The sequence below is a fragment of the Streptomyces sp. SudanB5_2050 genome (assembly GCF_964272335.1).
Lineage (GTDB): Bacteria > Actinomycetota > Actinomycetes > Streptomycetales > Streptomycetaceae > Streptomyces > Streptomyces rochei.
Map to the genome: position 1 here is coordinate 1,312,618 of NZ_OZ186760.1, position 16,278 is coordinate 1,328,895.

Annotated in this window: 16 protein-coding genes; 10 read left to right on the top strand and 6 right to left on the bottom strand. The window is 72.2% G+C overall.

Going from position 1 to position 16,278, the window contains the following annotated elements; translation table 11 throughout:
• Positions 1–9 precede the first annotated feature (9 nt).
• From ACFZP7_RS05670 to ACFZP7_RS05685, 4 genes are all read left to right on the top strand, one after another.
• On the top strand, positions 10–738 hold the full coding sequence (locus ACFZP7_RS05670; protein ID WP_019327484.1) for a type 1 glutamine amidotransferase: 729 nt from the start codon (positions 10–12) through the stop codon (positions 736–738).
• A 199-nt stretch (positions 739–937) separates the two neighbouring features.
• The gene (locus ACFZP7_RS05675) at positions 938–1,963 is read left to right on the top strand and encodes a 6-phosphofructokinase (protein ID WP_019327485.1); all 1,026 of its coding nucleotides are present in this window, start codon (positions 938–940) and stop codon (positions 1,961–1,963) included.
• A gap of 203 nt (positions 1,964–2,166) precedes the next feature.
• Positions 2,167–3,117, top strand: coding sequence for a cytochrome c oxidase assembly protein (locus tag ACFZP7_RS05680; protein WP_030969071.1), 951 nt, complete (start codon positions 2,167–2,169; stop codon positions 3,115–3,117).
• 209 nt (positions 3,118–3,326) lie between these two features.
• Entirely contained in the window at positions 3,327–3,497 is a 171-nt protein-coding gene (locus ACFZP7_RS05685) for a membrane protein (RefSeq protein WP_019327487.1), read from the top strand.
• A gap of 27 nt (positions 3,498–3,524) precedes the next feature.
• Here the strand turns inward: ACFZP7_RS05685 and ACFZP7_RS05690 are convergent, their stop codons facing one another.
• Genes ACFZP7_RS05690 through ACFZP7_RS05705 form a run of 4 tightly spaced genes read right to left on the bottom strand, consistent with a single transcriptional unit; the run spans position 3,525 to position 7,621 of the window.
• A complete protein-coding gene (locus tag ACFZP7_RS05690) occupies positions 3,525–4,742 on the bottom strand; it encodes a sensor histidine kinase (RefSeq protein WP_019327488.1) in 1,218 nt (405 codons plus the stop codon).
• Entirely contained in the window at positions 4,739–6,469 is a 1,731-nt protein-coding gene (locus ACFZP7_RS05695; protein WP_385634005.1) for a cation acetate symporter, read from the bottom strand. The genes ACFZP7_RS05690 and ACFZP7_RS05695 overlap by 4 nt, the downstream gene beginning before the upstream one ends.
• A 27-nt stretch (positions 6,470–6,496) precedes the next feature.
• On the bottom strand, positions 6,497–6,856 hold the full coding sequence (locus ACFZP7_RS05700) for a hypothetical protein (protein WP_019327490.1): 360 nt from the start codon (positions 6,854–6,856) through the stop codon (positions 6,497–6,499).
• 3 nt (positions 6,857–6,859) lie between these two features.
• Positions 6,860–7,621 carry a LytTR family DNA-binding domain-containing protein gene (locus ACFZP7_RS05705; RefSeq protein WP_019327491.1) on the bottom strand — a complete coding sequence of 254 codons (762 nt, stop codon included), beginning with the start codon at positions 7,619–7,621 and terminating at the stop codon, positions 6,860–6,862.
• Positions 7,622–7,698: 77 nt separating this feature from the next.
• Between ACFZP7_RS05705 and ACFZP7_RS05710 the strand changes: the two genes are divergently transcribed.
• The 3 genes from ACFZP7_RS05710 to rocD all read left to right on the top strand — a co-directional run bounded on the left by ACFZP7_RS05710 (position 7,699) and on the right by rocD (position 10,370).
• Positions 7,699–8,202: an Lrp/AsnC family transcriptional regulator gene (locus ACFZP7_RS05710; protein ID WP_019327492.1), complete on the top strand. Its 504-nt coding sequence runs from the start codon at positions 7,699–7,701 to the stop codon at positions 8,200–8,202.
• 126 nt (positions 8,203–8,328) lie between these two features.
• The gene (gene ddaH / locus ACFZP7_RS05715) at positions 8,329–9,150 is read left to right on the top strand and encodes a dimethylargininase (RefSeq protein WP_019327493.1); all 822 of its coding nucleotides are present in this window, start codon (positions 8,329–8,331) and stop codon (positions 9,148–9,150) included.
• Positions 9,147–10,370 (top strand): ornithine--oxo-acid transaminase, encoded by a 1,224-nt coding sequence (gene rocD, locus ACFZP7_RS05720; RefSeq protein WP_031021622.1) that lies wholly within the window; start codon positions 9,147–9,149, stop codon positions 10,368–10,370. The genes ddaH and rocD overlap by 4 nt, the downstream gene beginning before the upstream one ends.
• Before the next feature lie 8 nt (positions 10,371–10,378).
• Here rocD and ACFZP7_RS05725 read toward each other — a convergent pair whose 3' ends face one another.
• A complete protein-coding gene (locus ACFZP7_RS05725; RefSeq protein ID WP_019327495.1) occupies positions 10,379–10,834 on the bottom strand; it encodes an RpiB/LacA/LacB family sugar-phosphate isomerase in 456 nt (151 codons plus the stop codon).
• Positions 10,835–10,976: 142 nt separating this feature from the next.
• Between ACFZP7_RS05725 and proP the strand changes: the two genes are divergently transcribed.
• The 3 genes from proP to ACFZP7_RS05740 all read left to right on the top strand — a co-directional run bounded on the left by proP (position 10,977) and on the right by ACFZP7_RS05740 (position 14,486).
• Positions 10,977–12,491, top strand: a complete 1,515-nt coding sequence (gene proP / locus ACFZP7_RS05730) for a glycine betaine/L-proline transporter ProP (RefSeq protein WP_359480860.1) — start codon at positions 10,977–10,979, stop codon at positions 12,489–12,491.
• 140 nt (positions 12,492–12,631) lie between these two features.
• Positions 12,632–13,354, top strand: a complete 723-nt coding sequence (locus tag ACFZP7_RS05735) for a 1-acyl-sn-glycerol-3-phosphate acyltransferase (protein WP_030969058.1) — start codon at positions 12,632–12,634, stop codon at positions 13,352–13,354.
• A 97-nt stretch (positions 13,355–13,451) separates the two neighbouring features.
• Entirely contained in the window at positions 13,452–14,486 is a 1,035-nt protein-coding gene (locus tag ACFZP7_RS05740) for an NAD-dependent epimerase/dehydratase family protein (RefSeq protein WP_385634006.1), read from the top strand.
• Positions 14,487–14,556: 70 nt separating this feature from the next.
• Here ACFZP7_RS05740 and ACFZP7_RS05745 read toward each other — a convergent pair whose 3' ends face one another.
• Positions 14,557–16,170: an alpha/beta hydrolase gene (locus ACFZP7_RS05745; protein WP_385634007.1), complete on the bottom strand. Its 1,614-nt coding sequence runs from the start codon at positions 16,168–16,170 to the stop codon at positions 14,557–14,559.
• Positions 16,171–16,278: the final 108 nt, after the last annotated feature.

Genomic DNA, 16,278 nt, shown 5'->3' on the forward strand with positions numbered 1-16,278 from the left:
GGGACTTTCGTGAGCGACAACCAACTGCGGATCGTCTGGATCTACCCGGACCTGCTCAGCACGTACGGCGACCAGGGCAACGCCCTCGTCGTGGAGCGCCGGGCGCGGCAGCGCGGCCTCGACGTGGCACGGCTCGACGTGCGCAGCGACCAGCCGATCCCGACCTCCGGCGACATCTACCTCATCGGCGGCGGCGAGGACCGCCCGCAGCGGCTCGCGGCCGAGCGGCTGCGCCGCGACGGCGGTCTGCACCGGGCGGTGGAGAACGGCGCCATCGTCTTCTCCGTCTGCGCCGGCTACCAGATCCTGGGTCACGAGTTCATCAACGACCTGGGCCAGCGCGAGCCGGGCCTCGGGCTGCTCGACGTGGTCTCGACCCGCGGCGAGGGCGCCCGGTGCGTCGGCGACGTCCTCGGCGACATCGACCCGCGCCTGGGCCTGCCCCCGCTGACCGGTTTCGAGAACCACCAGGGCGTCACCCACCTGGGCCCCACCGCCCGTCCGCTCGCCCAGGTCCGCTTCGGCAACGGCAACGGCACCGGGGACGGCACGGAGGGCGCGTACAACGACACGGTCTTCGGCACGTACATGCACGGCCCGGTGCTGGCCCGCAACCCGCAGATCGCGGACCTGCTGCTGAAGCTGGCCCTCGACGTGAACGCGCTGCCGCCGACGGACGACCGGTGGTACGAGGCGCTGCGCAACGAGCGCATCGCGGCGGCGCAGCAGCCCGCCTGACGGCTGCCCGACGCCTGCCCGACACCTGCGAGACCCCTGCCCGGACGACCCGTCTGATGCGTCATCCGCACAGGTGAGCGGGCACGTCCAGTAGGCGGACGCACGGTTCGGTCCCGCCCCCCGTTGCCGCTAGGGTGGCGGGGATCGAGCCGGACAGCGCGGTCCGGACCCGTGCCACGTTGAGAAGGTATTTCGGGCTATGCGCATTGGTGTCCTCACGTCCGGCGGCGACTGCCCCGGCCTGAACGCCGTCATCCGGTCCGTCGTGCACCGTGCCGTCGTCGACCACGGCGACGAGGTCATCGGCTTCCGGGACGGCTGGAAGGGCCTCCTGGAGTGCGACTACCTCAAGCTCGACCTCGACGCGGTGGGCGGCATACTCGCCCGCGGCGGCACCATCCTCGGCTCCTCCCGGGTCCGTCCCGAGCACCTGCGGGACGGCGTGGAGCGGGCCCGCGGCCACGTCGAGGAACTGGGCCTGGACGCGATCATCCCGATCGGCGGCGAGGGCACGCTCAAGGCGGCCCGGCTGCTGTCCGACAACGGGCTGCCGATCGTCGGGGTGCCGAAGACCATCGACAACGACATAGCGGTCACCGACGTCACCTTCGGCTTCGACACGGCGGTCACCGTCGCCACCGAGGCGCTGGACCGGCTGAAGACCACCGCCGAGTCCCACCAGCGGGTGCTGATCGTCGAGGTCATGGGCCGGCACACCGGCTGGATCGCGCTGCACTCGGGCATGGCGGCCGGCGCGCACGCCGTCGTCGTCCCCGAGCGGCCCTTCGACATCGAGGAGCTGACCGCCAAGGTCGGCGAGCGGTTCTCGGCGGGCAAGCGGTTCGCGATCGTGGTGGCCGCGGAGGGTGCCAAGCCGAAGCCCGGCACCATGGACTTCGACGAGGGCGGCAAGGACGTCTACGGCCACGAGCGCTTCGCCGGCATCGCCCGCCAGCTCTCCGTCGAGCTGGAGGAGCGGCTCGGCAAGGAGGCGCGGCCGGTGATCCTCGGTCACGTGCAGCGGGGCGGGACGCCCACGGCGTACGACCGGGTGCTGGCGACGCGGTTCGGGTGGCACGCGGTGGAGGCGGTGCACCGCGGCGAGTTCGGGATGATGACGGCGCTGCGCGGCACGGACATCAGGATGGTGCCGCTCGCGGAGGCCGTGGAGTCGCTCAAGACGGTGCCGGACGCGCGCTACGCGGAGGCGGAGTGCGTGCTGTGATCCCCCGGGGCCGCTGAGACCTCGGGACACGAGGTTCGTCGCGGGCTGCGGACCGTGTGTGGTTGATCGCGCAGTTCCCCGCGCCCCTTCGGAGCGCGTTTCACTGCCCCCCGGTCACAAGTGTGGCCGGGGGCAGTTCTACGCTTGGCTTCGGACAAGCGGCGTTGAACCGCGCTCAACCCCCACGAAACAGGAGCCGGCGGATGGATCACAGCGGGCACGGCATGATGACGGATCTGCCGCCGTTCACGCTGGGGCGAGGTCTCGCGTGGTCGGCGGACCCCTTCTTCCTCGTCGCCTGTCTCCTGGGACTGGCGCTGTACGGCTGGGGTGTCGTCCGGCTGACCCGGCGCGGGGACAAGTGGCCGGTGGGCCGGACCGTGTCGTTCGTCGTCGGTGTGCTGAGCGTCCTGCTGATGATGTGCACCAAGCTCAACGACTACGGCATGGTCATGTTCAGCGTGCACATGGTGCAGCACATGATCATCAGCATGGTGTCGCCGATCCTGCTGCTGCTCGGCGCGCCGATCACCCTGGCCCTGCGCGCGCTGCCCACGGCGGGCCGTGGCCGCAAGGGCCCCCGCGAGCTGCTGCTGATGCTGCTGCACAGCCGCTACATGCGGATCATCACGCACCCCGCGTTCACCATCCCGCTGTTCATCGCGAGCCTGTACGCGCTGTACTTCACCCCCCTCTTCGACTTCCTGATGGGCTCCAAGGTCGGGCACATCGGGATGATGGTGCACTTCCTCGCCGTCGGGCTGGTGTTCTTCTGGCCGATCATGGGCGTGGACCCCGGTCCGCACCGGCCGGGCTACGTGATGCGGATGCTGGAGCTGTTCGCCGGCATGCCGTTCCACGCGTTCTTCGGCATCGCGCTGATGATGGCGTCCTCGCCGATGGTGGAGACGTTCGAGAACCCGCCCGCCTCGCTCGGCATCGACGCCCTCTCCGACCAGAACGCGGCCGGCGGCATCGCCTGGGCGTTCAGCGAGGTCCCGTCCGTGCTGGTGCTGCTCGCCCTGCTGTTCCAGTGGTACGCCTCCGAGGAGCGGCAGGCCCGTCGCAAGGACCGGGCCGCCGACCGCGACGGCGACAAGGAACTCGAGGCGTACAACGCCTATCTGGCCTCGCTGAACACACGCGGCGGCTGAACGGGGGCCCCGGCCGGCCGTCCGTACCGGTGTGTACGGGCCGCCGGGCCGGGCCCGGGTGCTCGCTTTCACCCGATCGGCCGACGGCGTGGCGCTCGCCGAGGCGCCCGCGGGTCCGTGGAAATCCTGGCCGCATCTCGTCGTCCGCACCGTACGGAGGCGGAACGGGGGCACCATGGAGGGGAACGGACCATGAGGAGGGTGTTGCGATGCCCGGTTCCACGGACAGTTCGACGAAGACGATGGGGGCGCTCACCATCGGCGGCCTGGTCGCGGTGACGGCCTACACGGTGGCGCTCGGGAGCAACGGCTGGCTGTGGTTCGGCTGGGTCGTGCTGGGACTGATCACCGTGGGGATGGTCGCCACCCGCAGCGCCTGAGCCCCGCGCAGGGGCCTCCGCACCGTGTCACGGGCGGCCGACGCGGCCCGCCGAGTGCACGCCCGGCTGGTACTTAGGCAGCCGGACGGTGATCTTCATGCCCGCGCCGACGGCCGTCTCGATGACCAGGCCGTGGTCGTCCCCGTAGACCTGGCGGAGACGGTCGTCGACGTTGGACAGCCCGATGCCGCCCGAGGGGCTGATCTCGCGCGCCAGGATGCGGCGCAGCAGCTCGGGGTCCATGCCGGCGCCGTCGTCCTCGATGACGACCAGGGCCTCGGCGCCGGCGTCCTGCGCGGTGATCTGGATGCGGCAGCGGTCGGACTTGCCCTCCAGGCCGTGCTTGACGGCGTTCTCGACCAGTGGCTGGAGGCAGAGGAAGGGCAGGGTGACCGGCAGCACCTCCGGGGCGACCTGGAGGGTGACGGAGAGGCGGTCGCCGAAGCGGGCCCGTACGAGCGCCAGGTAGTGGTCGATGGCGTGCAGCTCGTCGGCGAGGGTGGTGAAGTCGCCGTGCCGGCGGAACGAGTAACGGGTGAAGTCGGCGAACTCCAGCAGCAGCTCGCGGGCGCGCTCGGGGTCGGTGCGGACGAAGGACGCGATCACCGCGAGCGAGTTGAAGATGAAGTGCGGGGAGATCTGGGCCCGCAGGGCCTTGATCTCGGCCTCGATGAGCCGGGTGCGGGACTGGTCTAGGTCGGCCAGCTCCAGCTGGACCGACACCCAGCGGGCCACCTCCCCGGCCGCCCGGACCAGGACCGCGGACTCGCGGGGCGCGCAGGCGACCAGGGCGCCGTGGACGCGGTCGTCGACGGTGAGCGGGGCGACGACCGCCCAGCGCACCGCGCAGTCGGGGGTGTCGCAGGTGAGCGGGAACGCCTCGCCGCGGCCGGTCTCCAGCGGACCGGCGAGGCGTTCCATGATCTCGGTGCGGTGGTGGGCGCCCGCGCCGTCCCAGACCAGGACCTTCTCCAGGTCGGTCAGGCACAGCGCGTCCGTGCCGAGCAGGGAGCGCAGCTTGCGGGCGGACTTCCCGGCCGTCTCCTCGGTCAGACCGGCCCTGAGCGGGGGCGTGGCCAGGGAGGCGGTGTGCAGGGTCTGGAAGGTGGCGTGCTCGACCGGGGTGCCGAGCCCGCCCAGGTGCTGCGGGCGGGCCGTGCGGCGCCCCAGCCAGAAACCCGCGGCCAGCAGGGGCAGCACGGCGACGGCCAGACCGGCCAGGAAACCGCTGACGGAGCCGCTCACGGGGACACCTCCTTGCGCAGTTCGTCCGCGCGCAACTCCTCCGGCAGGTGGAACCGGGCCAGGATCGCCGCCGTCCCGGCCGGCACCCGCGCCGGCGTGGCCAGCGAGACCAGCACCATGGTGAGGAAGCCCAGCGGCACCGACCACAGCGCGGGCCAGGCCAGCAGCGCGTGCAGGGCGCCGCCGCCGCCCGGGAAGCCGCCCATGGTGGCGGCGACGGCGAGCAGCGCGGAACCGCCGCCCACCACCATCCCGGCCGCCGCGCCGGGCGGGGTCAGCCGCCGCCACCAGATGCCGAGGACCAGCAGCGGGCAGAAGGAGGAGGCGGACACCGCGAAGGCGAGGCCCACCGCGTCGGCCACCGGCAACCCGCCGACCAGGGCGCTCGCCGCCAGCGGCACCGCCATGGCGAGGACCGTGCCGAGCCGGAAGTGCGGCACGCCCCGGGACGGCAGCACGTCCTGGGTGAGGACGCCCGCGACGGCCATGGTCAGCCCGGACGCGGTGGACAGGAACGCGGCGAAGGCGCCGCCCGCCACCAGCGCGCCCAGCAGGTCGCCGCCCACTCCCCCGATGACCCGGTCGGGCAGCAGCAGGACGGCGGCGTCGGCGTCCCCGGTGAGGGTCAGCTCGGGGGCGTAGAGGCGGCCGAGGGCGCCGTAGACGGGCGGCAGCAGGTAGAAGGCGCCGATCAGGGCGAGGACGGCGACGGTGGTGCGGCGGGCGGCGACGCCGTGCGGACTGGTGTAGAAGCGGACCACGACGTGGGGCAGGCCCATGGTGCCCAGGAAGGTGGCGAGGATCAGACCGTACGTGGCGTACAGCGGGCGTTCGGTGCGGCTCTCGGCCCGCGAGGGCGACAGGGCGTCGTCGGCGCCGCGTCCGGCGGCCGGGACGGCGGTGCCCTCGGCGAAGGTGAGGCGGGTGCCGGCCTCGATGCGATGGGTGCCGGTGGGCAGGTGGAGCCGGGTGCCGTCGTGGGCGCGGCCGTCCACGGTGCCGTCGACGGTGACGGCGAGCGGCCGCTCCAGCTTGAGGGTGAGGGTGTCGTCGACCCGTACGGAGCGCTGCTCGCGGAAGGTGGCCGGTTCCTCGAAGGGGCGGCCCGGGGCACCGTCGCCCTGCCAGGCGAGGACCAGGAAGAGGGCGGGGACGAGCAGGGCGGTCAGCTTGAGCCAGTACTGGAACGCCTGGACGAAGGTGATGCTGCGCATGCCGCCGGCGGCGACGATGGCGGTGACGACGACGGCGACGATCACCCCGCCGAGCCAGTCGGGCGCGCCGCTGAGCACCGTCAGGGTCAGTCCCGCGCCCTGGAGCTGGGGCAGCAGGTACAGCCAGCCGACGCCGACGACGAAGGCGCCCGCCAGCCGCCGCACCCCCTGGGAGGCGAGCCGGGCCTCGGCGAAGTCGGGCAGCGTGTAGGCGCCGGAGCGGCGCAGCGGGGCGGCGACGAAGAGGAGCAGCACGAGGTAGCCGGCGGTGTAGCCGACCGGGTACCAGAGCATGTCGGGGCCCTGGACGAGGACCAGGCCGGCGATGCCGAGGAAGGACGCGGCGGAGAGGTACTCGCCGCTGATGGCGGCGGCGTTCAGGCGCGGGCCGACGGTGCGGGAGGCGACGTAGAAGTCGGAGGTGGTGCGGGAGATGCGCAGGCCGAAGGCGCCGACGAGGACGGTGGCCACGACGACGAGGGCGACGGCGGGTATGGCGTAGCTGGAGTTCATGACGGCTTCACGGCCTCGTCCGGCGGGTCATCGGTCCTCGACCAGGCGCACGAAGTCGCGCTCATTGCGTTCGGCGCGGCGCACGTACCAGCGGGCGAGGAGGACGAGGGGGGCGTACAGGCCGAAGCCGAGGACGGCCCATTCCAGGCGGCGGGCGTCGGGCATCGCCGCGAAGAGCAGCGGCAGCGGTCCGACGAGCAGCCCGAGGACCGCGAACGCGGCGAGGCCGGCGCGCAGCTGGCTGCGCATGAGGGAGCGGACGTAGGTGTGGCCGAGGGTGGTCTGCTCGTCGATCTCGGTGCGGGGGCGGTAGTAGCCGGAGGCGCGCGTGGTGCGCCTGGGCGGGCCGGTGACGGTGACGCGGCGCTCGGTGGGGTCCTGGGGCACGGTTCACGGCCTCCGCATGAGCAGGTCCCGCAGTTCGCGGGCGTGGCGGCGGCTGACCTGGAGTTCCTCGGTGCCGACCAGGACGCTGACGCTGCCGGCGTCCAGGCGGAGTTCCCCGATGTGGCGCAGGGCGACGAGGTGGCGGCGGTGGATGCGGACGAAGCCGCGGGCGCGCCAGCGCTCCTCCAGGGTGGACAGGGGGATGCGGACGAGGTGGCTGCCCCGGTCGGTGTGCAGCCGGGCGTAGTCGCCCTGGGCCTCGACGTGGGTGATGTCGTCGACGGGGACGAAGCGGGTGACGCCGCCGAGTTCGACGGTGATGTGGTCGGGGTCGGGCTCGTGCACGGGGATGCGCGGGGCCGGGGAGGAGGCGGTGCCGCGGCGTTCGACGGCCCGGCGGACCGCTTCGGCCAGCCGCTCCCTGCGGACGGGTTTGAGCACGTAGTCGACGGCCTTGAGGTCGAAGGCCTGGACGGCGAAGTCCTCGTGTGCGGTGACGAAGACGACCAGCGGCGGCCGGGCGAAGCCGGTCAGCAGCCGGGCGAGGTCCAGTCCGTCGAGGCCCGGCATCTGGATGTCGAGGAAGACGACGTCGATGGCGTCCGGTCCGTCGGGGCCCGACTCCAGGGCCCGGTTGATGCGGCGCAGCGCCTCGGTCGCGTCGCCCGCGCCCTCCGCCGTGCCGATGCGGGGGTCGGCGTTCAGCAGGTACACGAGTTCCTCGAGCGTGGGGCGTTCGTCGTCGACAGCCAGGGCGCGCAGCATGAAGGTGGAGTGTAGGAGTAATCCGTACGCCTGAACACGCCCCCGAGGTGGACGTATCCGCTGGATACAGTGCCCGCATGAACAGCAGGCCCAGCCCGTTCGACGAACTCGACCGGAAGATCGTCACCGCCCTGATGGCGAACGCCAGGACGTCCTTCGCCGAGATCGGCGCGGAGATCGGGCTGTCCTCCACGGCCGTGAAGCGCCGGGTGGACCGGCTGCGCGAGACGGGTGTGATCACGGGGTTCACGGCGACGGTGCGACCCTCCGCGCTCGGCTGGCGCACCGAGGCGTACGTGGAGGTGTACTGCGAGGGCGCGGCCCCGCCCAGGCGGCTGGCGGAGGTGGTGCGCGGGTATCCGGAGATCACGGCGGCGATGACGGTGACGGGCGGCGCGGACGCGCTGCTGCACGTGCGGGCGCGGGACGTGGAGCACTTCGAGGAGGTGCTGGAGCGCATCCGTGCCGAGCCGTTCATCCGCAAGACGATCAGCGTGATGGTGCTGTCCCACCTGATCCCGGAGAGTCCGGAGGCGGGAGCCGGCCTCCTCGCCCCGGAGGGCGCAGCAGACGTGCGCTGACCTGGCACACAACGCAGCGATGGTGCGTGGACACGCAGCCTTTGTCGCTTGTCGGGCGCGGTCGCCGCTTCCTACCGTGGTGTCAACCCCCCGTCACACACCGTGAGGAAGCGGAGGTACCCCTCTGTGCCCGAGAACCGTGTGCCGCGCCGGCGGCGCTTCGTGGTCTGCGAACCCAGACACTTCGCCGTGCAGTACGCGATCAACCCGTGGATGAGCACCGGCCGACCGGTCGACGTCATCCGCGCCCTGGACCAGTGGCAGGCACTGGTCGACGCCTACCGCGCGCACGGCCACACCGTGGACACCGTCGCGCCGGTCCCGGGCCTGCCCGACATGGTCTTCGCCGCGAACTGCGCGGTGGTGGTCGAGGGCCGGGTCTTCGGCTCGCACTTCCACGCGCCCGAGCGCCGGGGCGAGTCCGTGGCCTACGAGGCGTGGTTCAAGACGGAGGGCTTCGAGGTCCAGCATCCGGAGGCGGTCTGCGAGGGCGAGGGGGACCTGGTCCCGGCCGGGCGGTGGATCCTGGCCGGCACGGGCTTCCGCACGACCCCCGAGGCGCACCGCGAGGCGCAGGAGTTCTTCGGCGTGCCGGTGATCTCGCTGACGCTGGTGGACCCGTACTTCTACCACCTGGACACCGCTCTGTTCGTCCTCGACGACGAGAACGTGGCGTACTACCCGGGGGCCTTCTCGCCGGGCAGCCGGGAGGTGCTGGAGCGGCTGTACCCGGACGCGGTGATCGCGACCCGCGAGGACGCCATGGCCTTCGGGCTGAACTCCGTCAGTGACGGACGCAACGTGTTCATCGCCCCCGGGGCCGGGGAACTCGCCGACCGGCTCAGCGACCGCGGCTACGTCCCCGTCCCCGTCGACCTGTCCGAGTTCCACAAGGCCGGTGGCGGCATCAAGTGCTGCACCCAGGAGATCCGGGAGACCCGTTCATGACCGCACCCGTCCGCACCGCCCGCGGCTCCGAGGAGCTGATCCGCGCCGAGGAGCCCGTCCTCGCGCACAACTACCACCCGCTGCCCGTCGTGGTCGCCCGCGCCGAGGGCGCCTGGGTCGAGGACGTGGAGGGCCGCCGCTACCTGGACATGCTGGCCGGGTACTCGGCGCTCAACTTCGGCCACCGCCACCCGGCGCTGATCGAGGCCGCCCACCGCCAGCTGGACCGGCTGACCCTCACCTCCCGCGCCTTCCACAACGACCGGCTCGCGGGCTTCGCCGAGCGGCTGTCCGCGCTGACCGGCACGGACATGGTCCTGCCGATGAACACCGGCGCGGAGGCGGTGGAGAGCGGCATCAAGGTGGCCCGCAAGTGGGCCTACGACGTCAAGGGTGTCCCGGCCGACCGGGCGACGATCGTGGTCGCGGCGGACAACTTCCACGGCCGTACGACGACGATCGTGAGCTTCTCGACGGACGAGACGGCCCGCGCCGGTTTCGGCCCCTTCACGCCCGGCTTCAAGATCGTTCCGTACAACGACCTGGCGGCCCTGGAGGCCGCGGTCGACGGGACGACGGCGGCGGTGCTGATCGAGCCGATCCAGGGCGAGGCGGGGGTGAACATCCCGGACGACGGCTATCTGGCGGGCGTGCGGGAGCTGACCCGCCGGGCCGGCTGCCTGTTCGTCGCCGACGAGATCCAGTCGGGGCTGGGCCGCACCGGGCACACCCTCGCCGTCGAGCACGAGTCGGTGGTGCCGGACGTGGTGCTGCTCGGCAAGGCGCTGGGCGGCGGCATCGTGCCGGTGTCGGCGGTGGTCGGCAGCCGGGAGGTGCTGGGGGTGCTGCACCCGGGCGAGCACGGGTCGACGTTCGGCGGCAATCCGCTGGCGGCCGCGGTGGGCACGGCGGTGGTGGAGCTGCTGGAGACGGGCGAGTTCCAGCGCCGGGCGACCGAGCTGGGCGTGGTGCTGCGCGAGGGGCTGGACGCCCTGGTCGGCAGGGGCGTGGTGGGTTTCCGGGCGCGCGGGCTGTGGGCGGGCGTCGACGTCGACCCGGCGCTCGGCACCGGCCGCGAGGTCAGCGAGCGGCTGATGCGCGAGGGGGTCCTGGTCAAGGACACCCACGGCTCGACGATCCGGCTGGCCCCGCCGCTGACGGTGACCGCCGAGGAGCTGCGGGGTGCGCTCGCGACGCTGGAGAAGGTCCTGACCTCCTGAGCGTCCCGTCAGGGAGCGGCCCGGCCCCGGTCGAGCCGCTCCACGTACGTCACGTTGTCCCGGTCCTCGGCGTCCTCGCTGGGCGCGCCCGCGAACCAGGCGTCGAGGATCTCCGCCAGCAGCGGCCCCGAGGTCAGCCGCAGGCTCAGGGCGAGGACGTTGGCGTCGTTCCAGCGGCGGGCGCCGTCCGCCGAGTACGCGTCCGTGCACAGGGCCGCCCGTACGCCCGGCACCTTGTTGGCCGCGATCGACGCGCCCGTGCCGGTCCAGCAGCACACCACCGCCTGGTCGGCGGTGCCGTCGGCGACCTCGCGCGCGGCCCGCTCCGAGCACACCGCCCACTGGGGGTCCGCCCCGGGGTCCAGGGCACCGTGGGCCAGCACCTCGTGGCCGCGTCCGCGCAGCTCCTCGACGAGGAGCCGGGCCACGGGTTCGTCCATGTCGGAGGAGACGGCGATCCGCATGTGCGAAGCCTAATCGGTTCGCCCGCTCACCTCATCGGCCCAACCACATGACCGACGTCACGCCCATAACCAGCATGATCGGGGGAACGGGTACGAGCTGAGAATCGTACGACCGAGCAGCGCCCCGCCCGGGTGTCTGCACGTGGAAAGGGAGGCCGCCACGTCCCCCAACGAGAACGGCCAGGAATCCGACGCCGCGGCGATCCGCCGTCACCCGGCCCTGTTCCGGGCCATCAGGCGCCGGCAGAACCCCCGACTGCGCCGGTCGGACATCACGGTCACGGACGAGGCCGCGGTCAAGAGAGCCGTGAAGGCGGCCTCGCTCGGCAATGCCATGGAGTGGTTCGACTTCGGCATCTACGCCTATCTGGCGGGCACCATCGGGCGGGTCTTCTTCCCGTCCGGGAGTGACACGGCGCAGCTGCTCTCCTCGTTCGCCACCTTCGCGGTGGCGTTCCTGGTGCGCCCGCTCGGCGGCATGGTCTTCGGGCCCATGGGCGACAAGATCGGCCGCAAGAAGGTGCTGGCGCTGACGATGATCCTCATGGCGATCGGCACGGCCGCCATCGGACTCATCCCGAGCTACGACTCGATCGGCTTCTGGGCCCCGGTCCTGCTGATCGTCTTCCGGCTGCTCCAGGGCTTCTCGACCGGCGGCGAGTACGGCGGCGCCTCCACCTTCATCGCCGAGTACGCGCCGGACAAGCGGCGCGGGTTCTTCGGCAGCTTCCTGGAGCTGGGCACGCTGGCCGGGTACACCGGCGCCGCGAGCCTGGTGACCGCGCTGACGGCGTGGCTGGGCAGCGACACCATGGACGCCTGGGGCTGGCGCATCCCCTTCCTGGTGGCGGCGCCGCTCGGCATCGTCGGTATCTATCTGCGGCTGAAGCTGGACGACACGCCCGCCTTCCTGAAGCTGGAGGACTCCAACGTCCACATCTCGGAGGCGGCGACCGCGGTGGAGACCACCGCGCGGGGCGACCTGGCGAAGATCTTCCGCACGCACTGGCGCATGCTGATCCTGTGCATCGCGCTGGTCGGCGCGTACAACATCACCGACTACATGCTGCTGTCGTACATGCCGACGTACCTGTCGGACGAGCTGCACTACAGCGAGAGCCACGGCCTGATGATCCTGGTGGCGACCATGGTGCTGCTGATGCTGATCATCAACCAGGTGGGCCGGCTCTCCGACCGCTTCGGCCGCAAGCCGCTGCTCATGGCCGGCATGATCGGCTTCTTCGTGCTGTCCGCCCCGGCGTTCGTGCTGGTGCGGGAGGGCAGCCTGCTCGCCGTCTCGGCCGGCATGCTGATGCTGGGCCTGTCCCTGGTCTGCCTGCTGGGCACGATGTCGGCGGCGCTCCCGGCGATGTTCCCGACCAATGTGCGGTACGGGTCCCTGTCGGTCGGCTACAACCTCTCGGCCTCCCTCTTCGGCGGCACGACGCCGCTGGTGATCACCGCGCTGATCAGCGTGACCGGCTCCGACATGATGCCCGCGTACTACGCGATGGCCGCCGCCCTGATCGGTGTGGTGGCCGTGGCCTGCATGAAGGAGACGGCGCAGCAGCCCCTCGAGGGCTCCCCGCCCTCGGTGCAGACCGACGAGGAGGCCGCGGAGATCGTCGAGGCGCAGGCGCCGACGCCGAAGTTCTGACGCCCACGAAGCGGCCCGCGGGCCGGGCACGTCCGGTTCCGGACGGCCCGGCCCGCACCTACACTGGCAGCCCGGCAGACGCCGGTTGACCAGTGAGAACACGGCGAACGAGCCGTCCCGTCGGGGTGAGGAGCGCCGCCTTGTTCTACTACGTCCTCAAATACGTGCTGCTCGGCCCCCTGCTGAGAGTGCTCTTCCGCCCTCGGATCGAGGGCCTGGACCATGTGCCGGCGTCGGGGGCGGCCATCGTCGCGGGCAATCACCTCTCCTTCTCGGACCACTTCCTGATGCCCGCGGTGCTCAGGCGCCGCATCACCTTCCTCGCCAAGGCCGAGTACTTCACCGGTCCGGGACTCAAGGGCCGGCTGACCGCGTTCTTCTTCCGCAGCGCCGGGCAGATCCCCGTCGACCGCACCGGCAAGGAGGCCGGGCAGGCCGCGATCCGCGAGGGTCTCGGCGTGCTGGGCAGGGACGAACTGCTCGGGATCTACCCCGAGGGCACCCGTTCCCACGACGGCCGGCTCTACAAGGGCAAGGTCGGTGTCGCGGTGATGGCGCTCAGGGCCGGGGTGCCGGTGGTGCCGTGCGCGATGATCGGCACCTTCGAGGCGCAGCCCCCGGGCCGCAAGATCCCCCGGCTGCACCCGGTGGTGATCCGGTTCGGCGAGCCCCTGGACTTCTCCCGCTACGCGGGCATGGAGGGCGAGAAGGCCGTGCTGCGTGCCGTCACCGACGAGATCATGTACGCGATCCTGTCGCTGTCCGGGCAGGAGTACGTCGACCGGTACGCGGCCGAGGTGAAGGCCGAGGAGGCCGAGCGGGCCGCCAAGGGACCGAGGTTCCCGCGGCGGCCGTCCCGGTAGGGGCCGCCGCGGGAGGGGCCACTATGGGAGAGGGCCGTTGTCTGCCGTCGGCAGAAGGGCGTGGCCGAGCGGCCGGGGACGCGCCTACGGTCGCCGTATGACACGTGCTGTGGTGCTCGGAGCGACGGGACAGATCGGACGGGTGGCCGTGGGTGCGCTGGCCCGGGACGGCTGGGAGGTGACGGCCGTCTCGCGGGGCGGCGGCCGGGACGGGGGCTGGCCGGAGGGCGTACGCGTGGTGCGGGCCGACCGGGAGGACGACGCGGCGCTCGCGGCGGCGGTCGGCGACGGCTGCGACGTGCTGGTGGACATGGTGGCCTTCGGACGGGCGCACGCCCGGCAGTTGGTCTCGCTCGCCGGGCGGGTCGGCTCGGCGGTGGTGATCTCCAGCGTGTCGGTCTACGAGGACGACCAGGGCCGCAACTTCGACACCCAGGCCGAGCCGGACGGATTCCCCGAGTACCCGGTCCCGGTCACCGAGAAGCAGCGCACCGTCCGTCCGGGCAACGCCTCGTACAGCACCCGCAAGGCGGCGCTGGAGCGGGACCTGCTCGCGGCGGGCGACCGGCTGCCGGTCACGCTGCTGCGGGCGGGCGCGATCCACGGCCCGTACTGCCGCACGCCGCGCGAGCTGTACTTCGTCAAGCGCAACCTCGACGGGCGGCGCCGGCGCGTCCTCGCGTACGGCGGCGCGAGCCGTTTCCACCCGGCGAGCGTGCACAACATCGCCGAGCTGATCCGGCTGGCCGCGCCGCGCCCCGGGACCCGCGTCCTGAACGCGGTGGACCCCGAGGCGCCGACGGTGGCCGAGATCGCGGCGGCGATCGACGCCGTGATGGGCGTGGAGACCGAGGACGTGCTGCTGGACGGCCCGCCGGCGCCGGGCGGTGTGGGCGGGACGCCGTGGTCGGTGCCGGTGCCGGTGGTGTGCGACATGACCGAGGCACGGCGGCAGCTGGGCTACCGCCCGGTGGTCCGGTACGCGGAGACCCTGCCGGAGACGGTCGCCTTCATCGAGGACCGGCTGGCCGGGCGGGACTGGCGGGAGGCGTACCCGAAGATGTTCGAGAACTACGGCGACCTCTTCGACTACGCGGCGGAGGACGCCTGGCCGGCGGCACGGCGGGCGTGAGGACGGTGGCGGGACGGCGGGAGGGGCGGCCGGATCGGACCGGCCGCCCCTCCCCCGTGCCTCGCGGACGTTACGGCTTGGGCGTGGCGTGCGGGGCGCAGGTCACGTCCCCGGCGTCCACCTTCCCGGTGAGCAGATAGGTGTCCACCCGGTCGTTGACGCACGGGTTGACCAGACCGGTCACACCGTGCGAACCGGCGTCCCGCTCGGTGATCAGGCGCGAGCCCGCGAACCGCTTGTGCAGTTCGACGGCGCCCGCGTACGGGGTGGCCGCGTCCCGCTCGGACTGGACGATCAGCACCGGCGGCAGTCCCTTGCCGGTCTTCACGTCCACCGGTGTGTGCTGCTTGACCGGCCAGGTGGCGCACGGCAGGTTCATCCAGGCGTTGGCCCAGGTCATGAACGGGTGGTCGCGGTGCAGCCGGGTGTTGTCCCGGTCCCATGTGCGCCAGTTGGTGGGCCACTTGGCGTCGGCGCACTCGACGGCGGTGTAGACGGCGTTGCCGTTCTCCGCCGAGGCGTTGCCCGCGGTGTCGGACGGGTCGGGGGCGGCGGCGTCGACCAGTGCCTGGGTGTCACCGGCGACGTACTTGCTGAAGATCGTCGCGACCGGCACCCACGCCGAGTCGTAGTACGGGGCGCTCTGGAAGAAGGAGATCAGTTCGGCCGGGCCGACGACCCCGCCCAGCGGCGCCTTCTTCGCGGTGGCGCGCAGCTTCAGCCACTGCTCCTGGACCTCGGCGCGGGTGTCGCCCAGGTGGAAGGTCGCGTCGTTCTCCGCGACCCAGTCCTGCCAGTCCCTCCAGCGCTGCTCGAAGGCGACGTCCTGGTCCAGGTTGGCCTGGTACCAGATCTTCTCGCGGGACGGGTTGACGACGCTGTCGACGACCATCCGGCGCACGTGGTCCGGGAAGAGGGTGCCGTAGACCGCGCCGAGGTAGGTCCCGTAGGAGACGCCTAGGTAGTTGAGCTTCTTCTCGCCGAGAGCGGCGCGGACGACGTCGAGGTCGCGCGCGGTGTTCGGGGTGGTCATGTGCGGCAGCATCCAGCCGCTGCGCTCGTGGCAGCCCTCGGCGTACTCGCGGGCGAGCTTGCGCTGGGCCCGCTTGTCGGCCTCGGAGTCGGGCACGGGGTCCATCTTGGGCGCCTTGACGAACTCCTGCGGGTCGACGCAGGAGATGGGCGTGGACTTGCCGACGCCGCGCGGGTCGAAACCGACGAAGTCGTAGGCCTTCGCCGTCTTCGCCCACACCGCGCTCTTGCTCGTCACCCGGGCCGGGAAGCGCAGGCCGGAGCCGCCGGGGCCGCCGGGGTTGTAGATGAGCGCGCCCTGCCGCTCGGCCTCGGTGCCGGTGTTGCCGATGCGGTCGACGGCGATCCGGATCTGCTTGCCGAACGGCTGGGCGTAGTCGAGCGGGACGGTGACGTAGCCGCACTGGATGGGCTTCGGCAGGTTCCAGTCGGCCGGGCAGTCCTGCCAGTCGACGCCGGCCTTCGCGGCGCGGGCCGCGGCGATGGCGGCGCCCCGGGCCTCTCGGTCCCCGCCCTTGCCGTGGCCCTGGCCGGTGGACGGAGCGGCGCTCGCGGCGGGCGCCGCGAGGGCGCCGGCTATCAGCGTGGCGGTGACGAGCGCTCCGGCCGTGCCGAGCGCCGTCGTCCTCCGCCCCAGTCTGCTCGTGCTCAAGTGGCCCTCCCCGTACGTGTTCGCGACAAGTACGGGGATCCTCGCGGCTGTGCGTTACCTGAGAACAGGGGCGGTACTACTTCTTTGCCAATCCGATAAACGGATGTT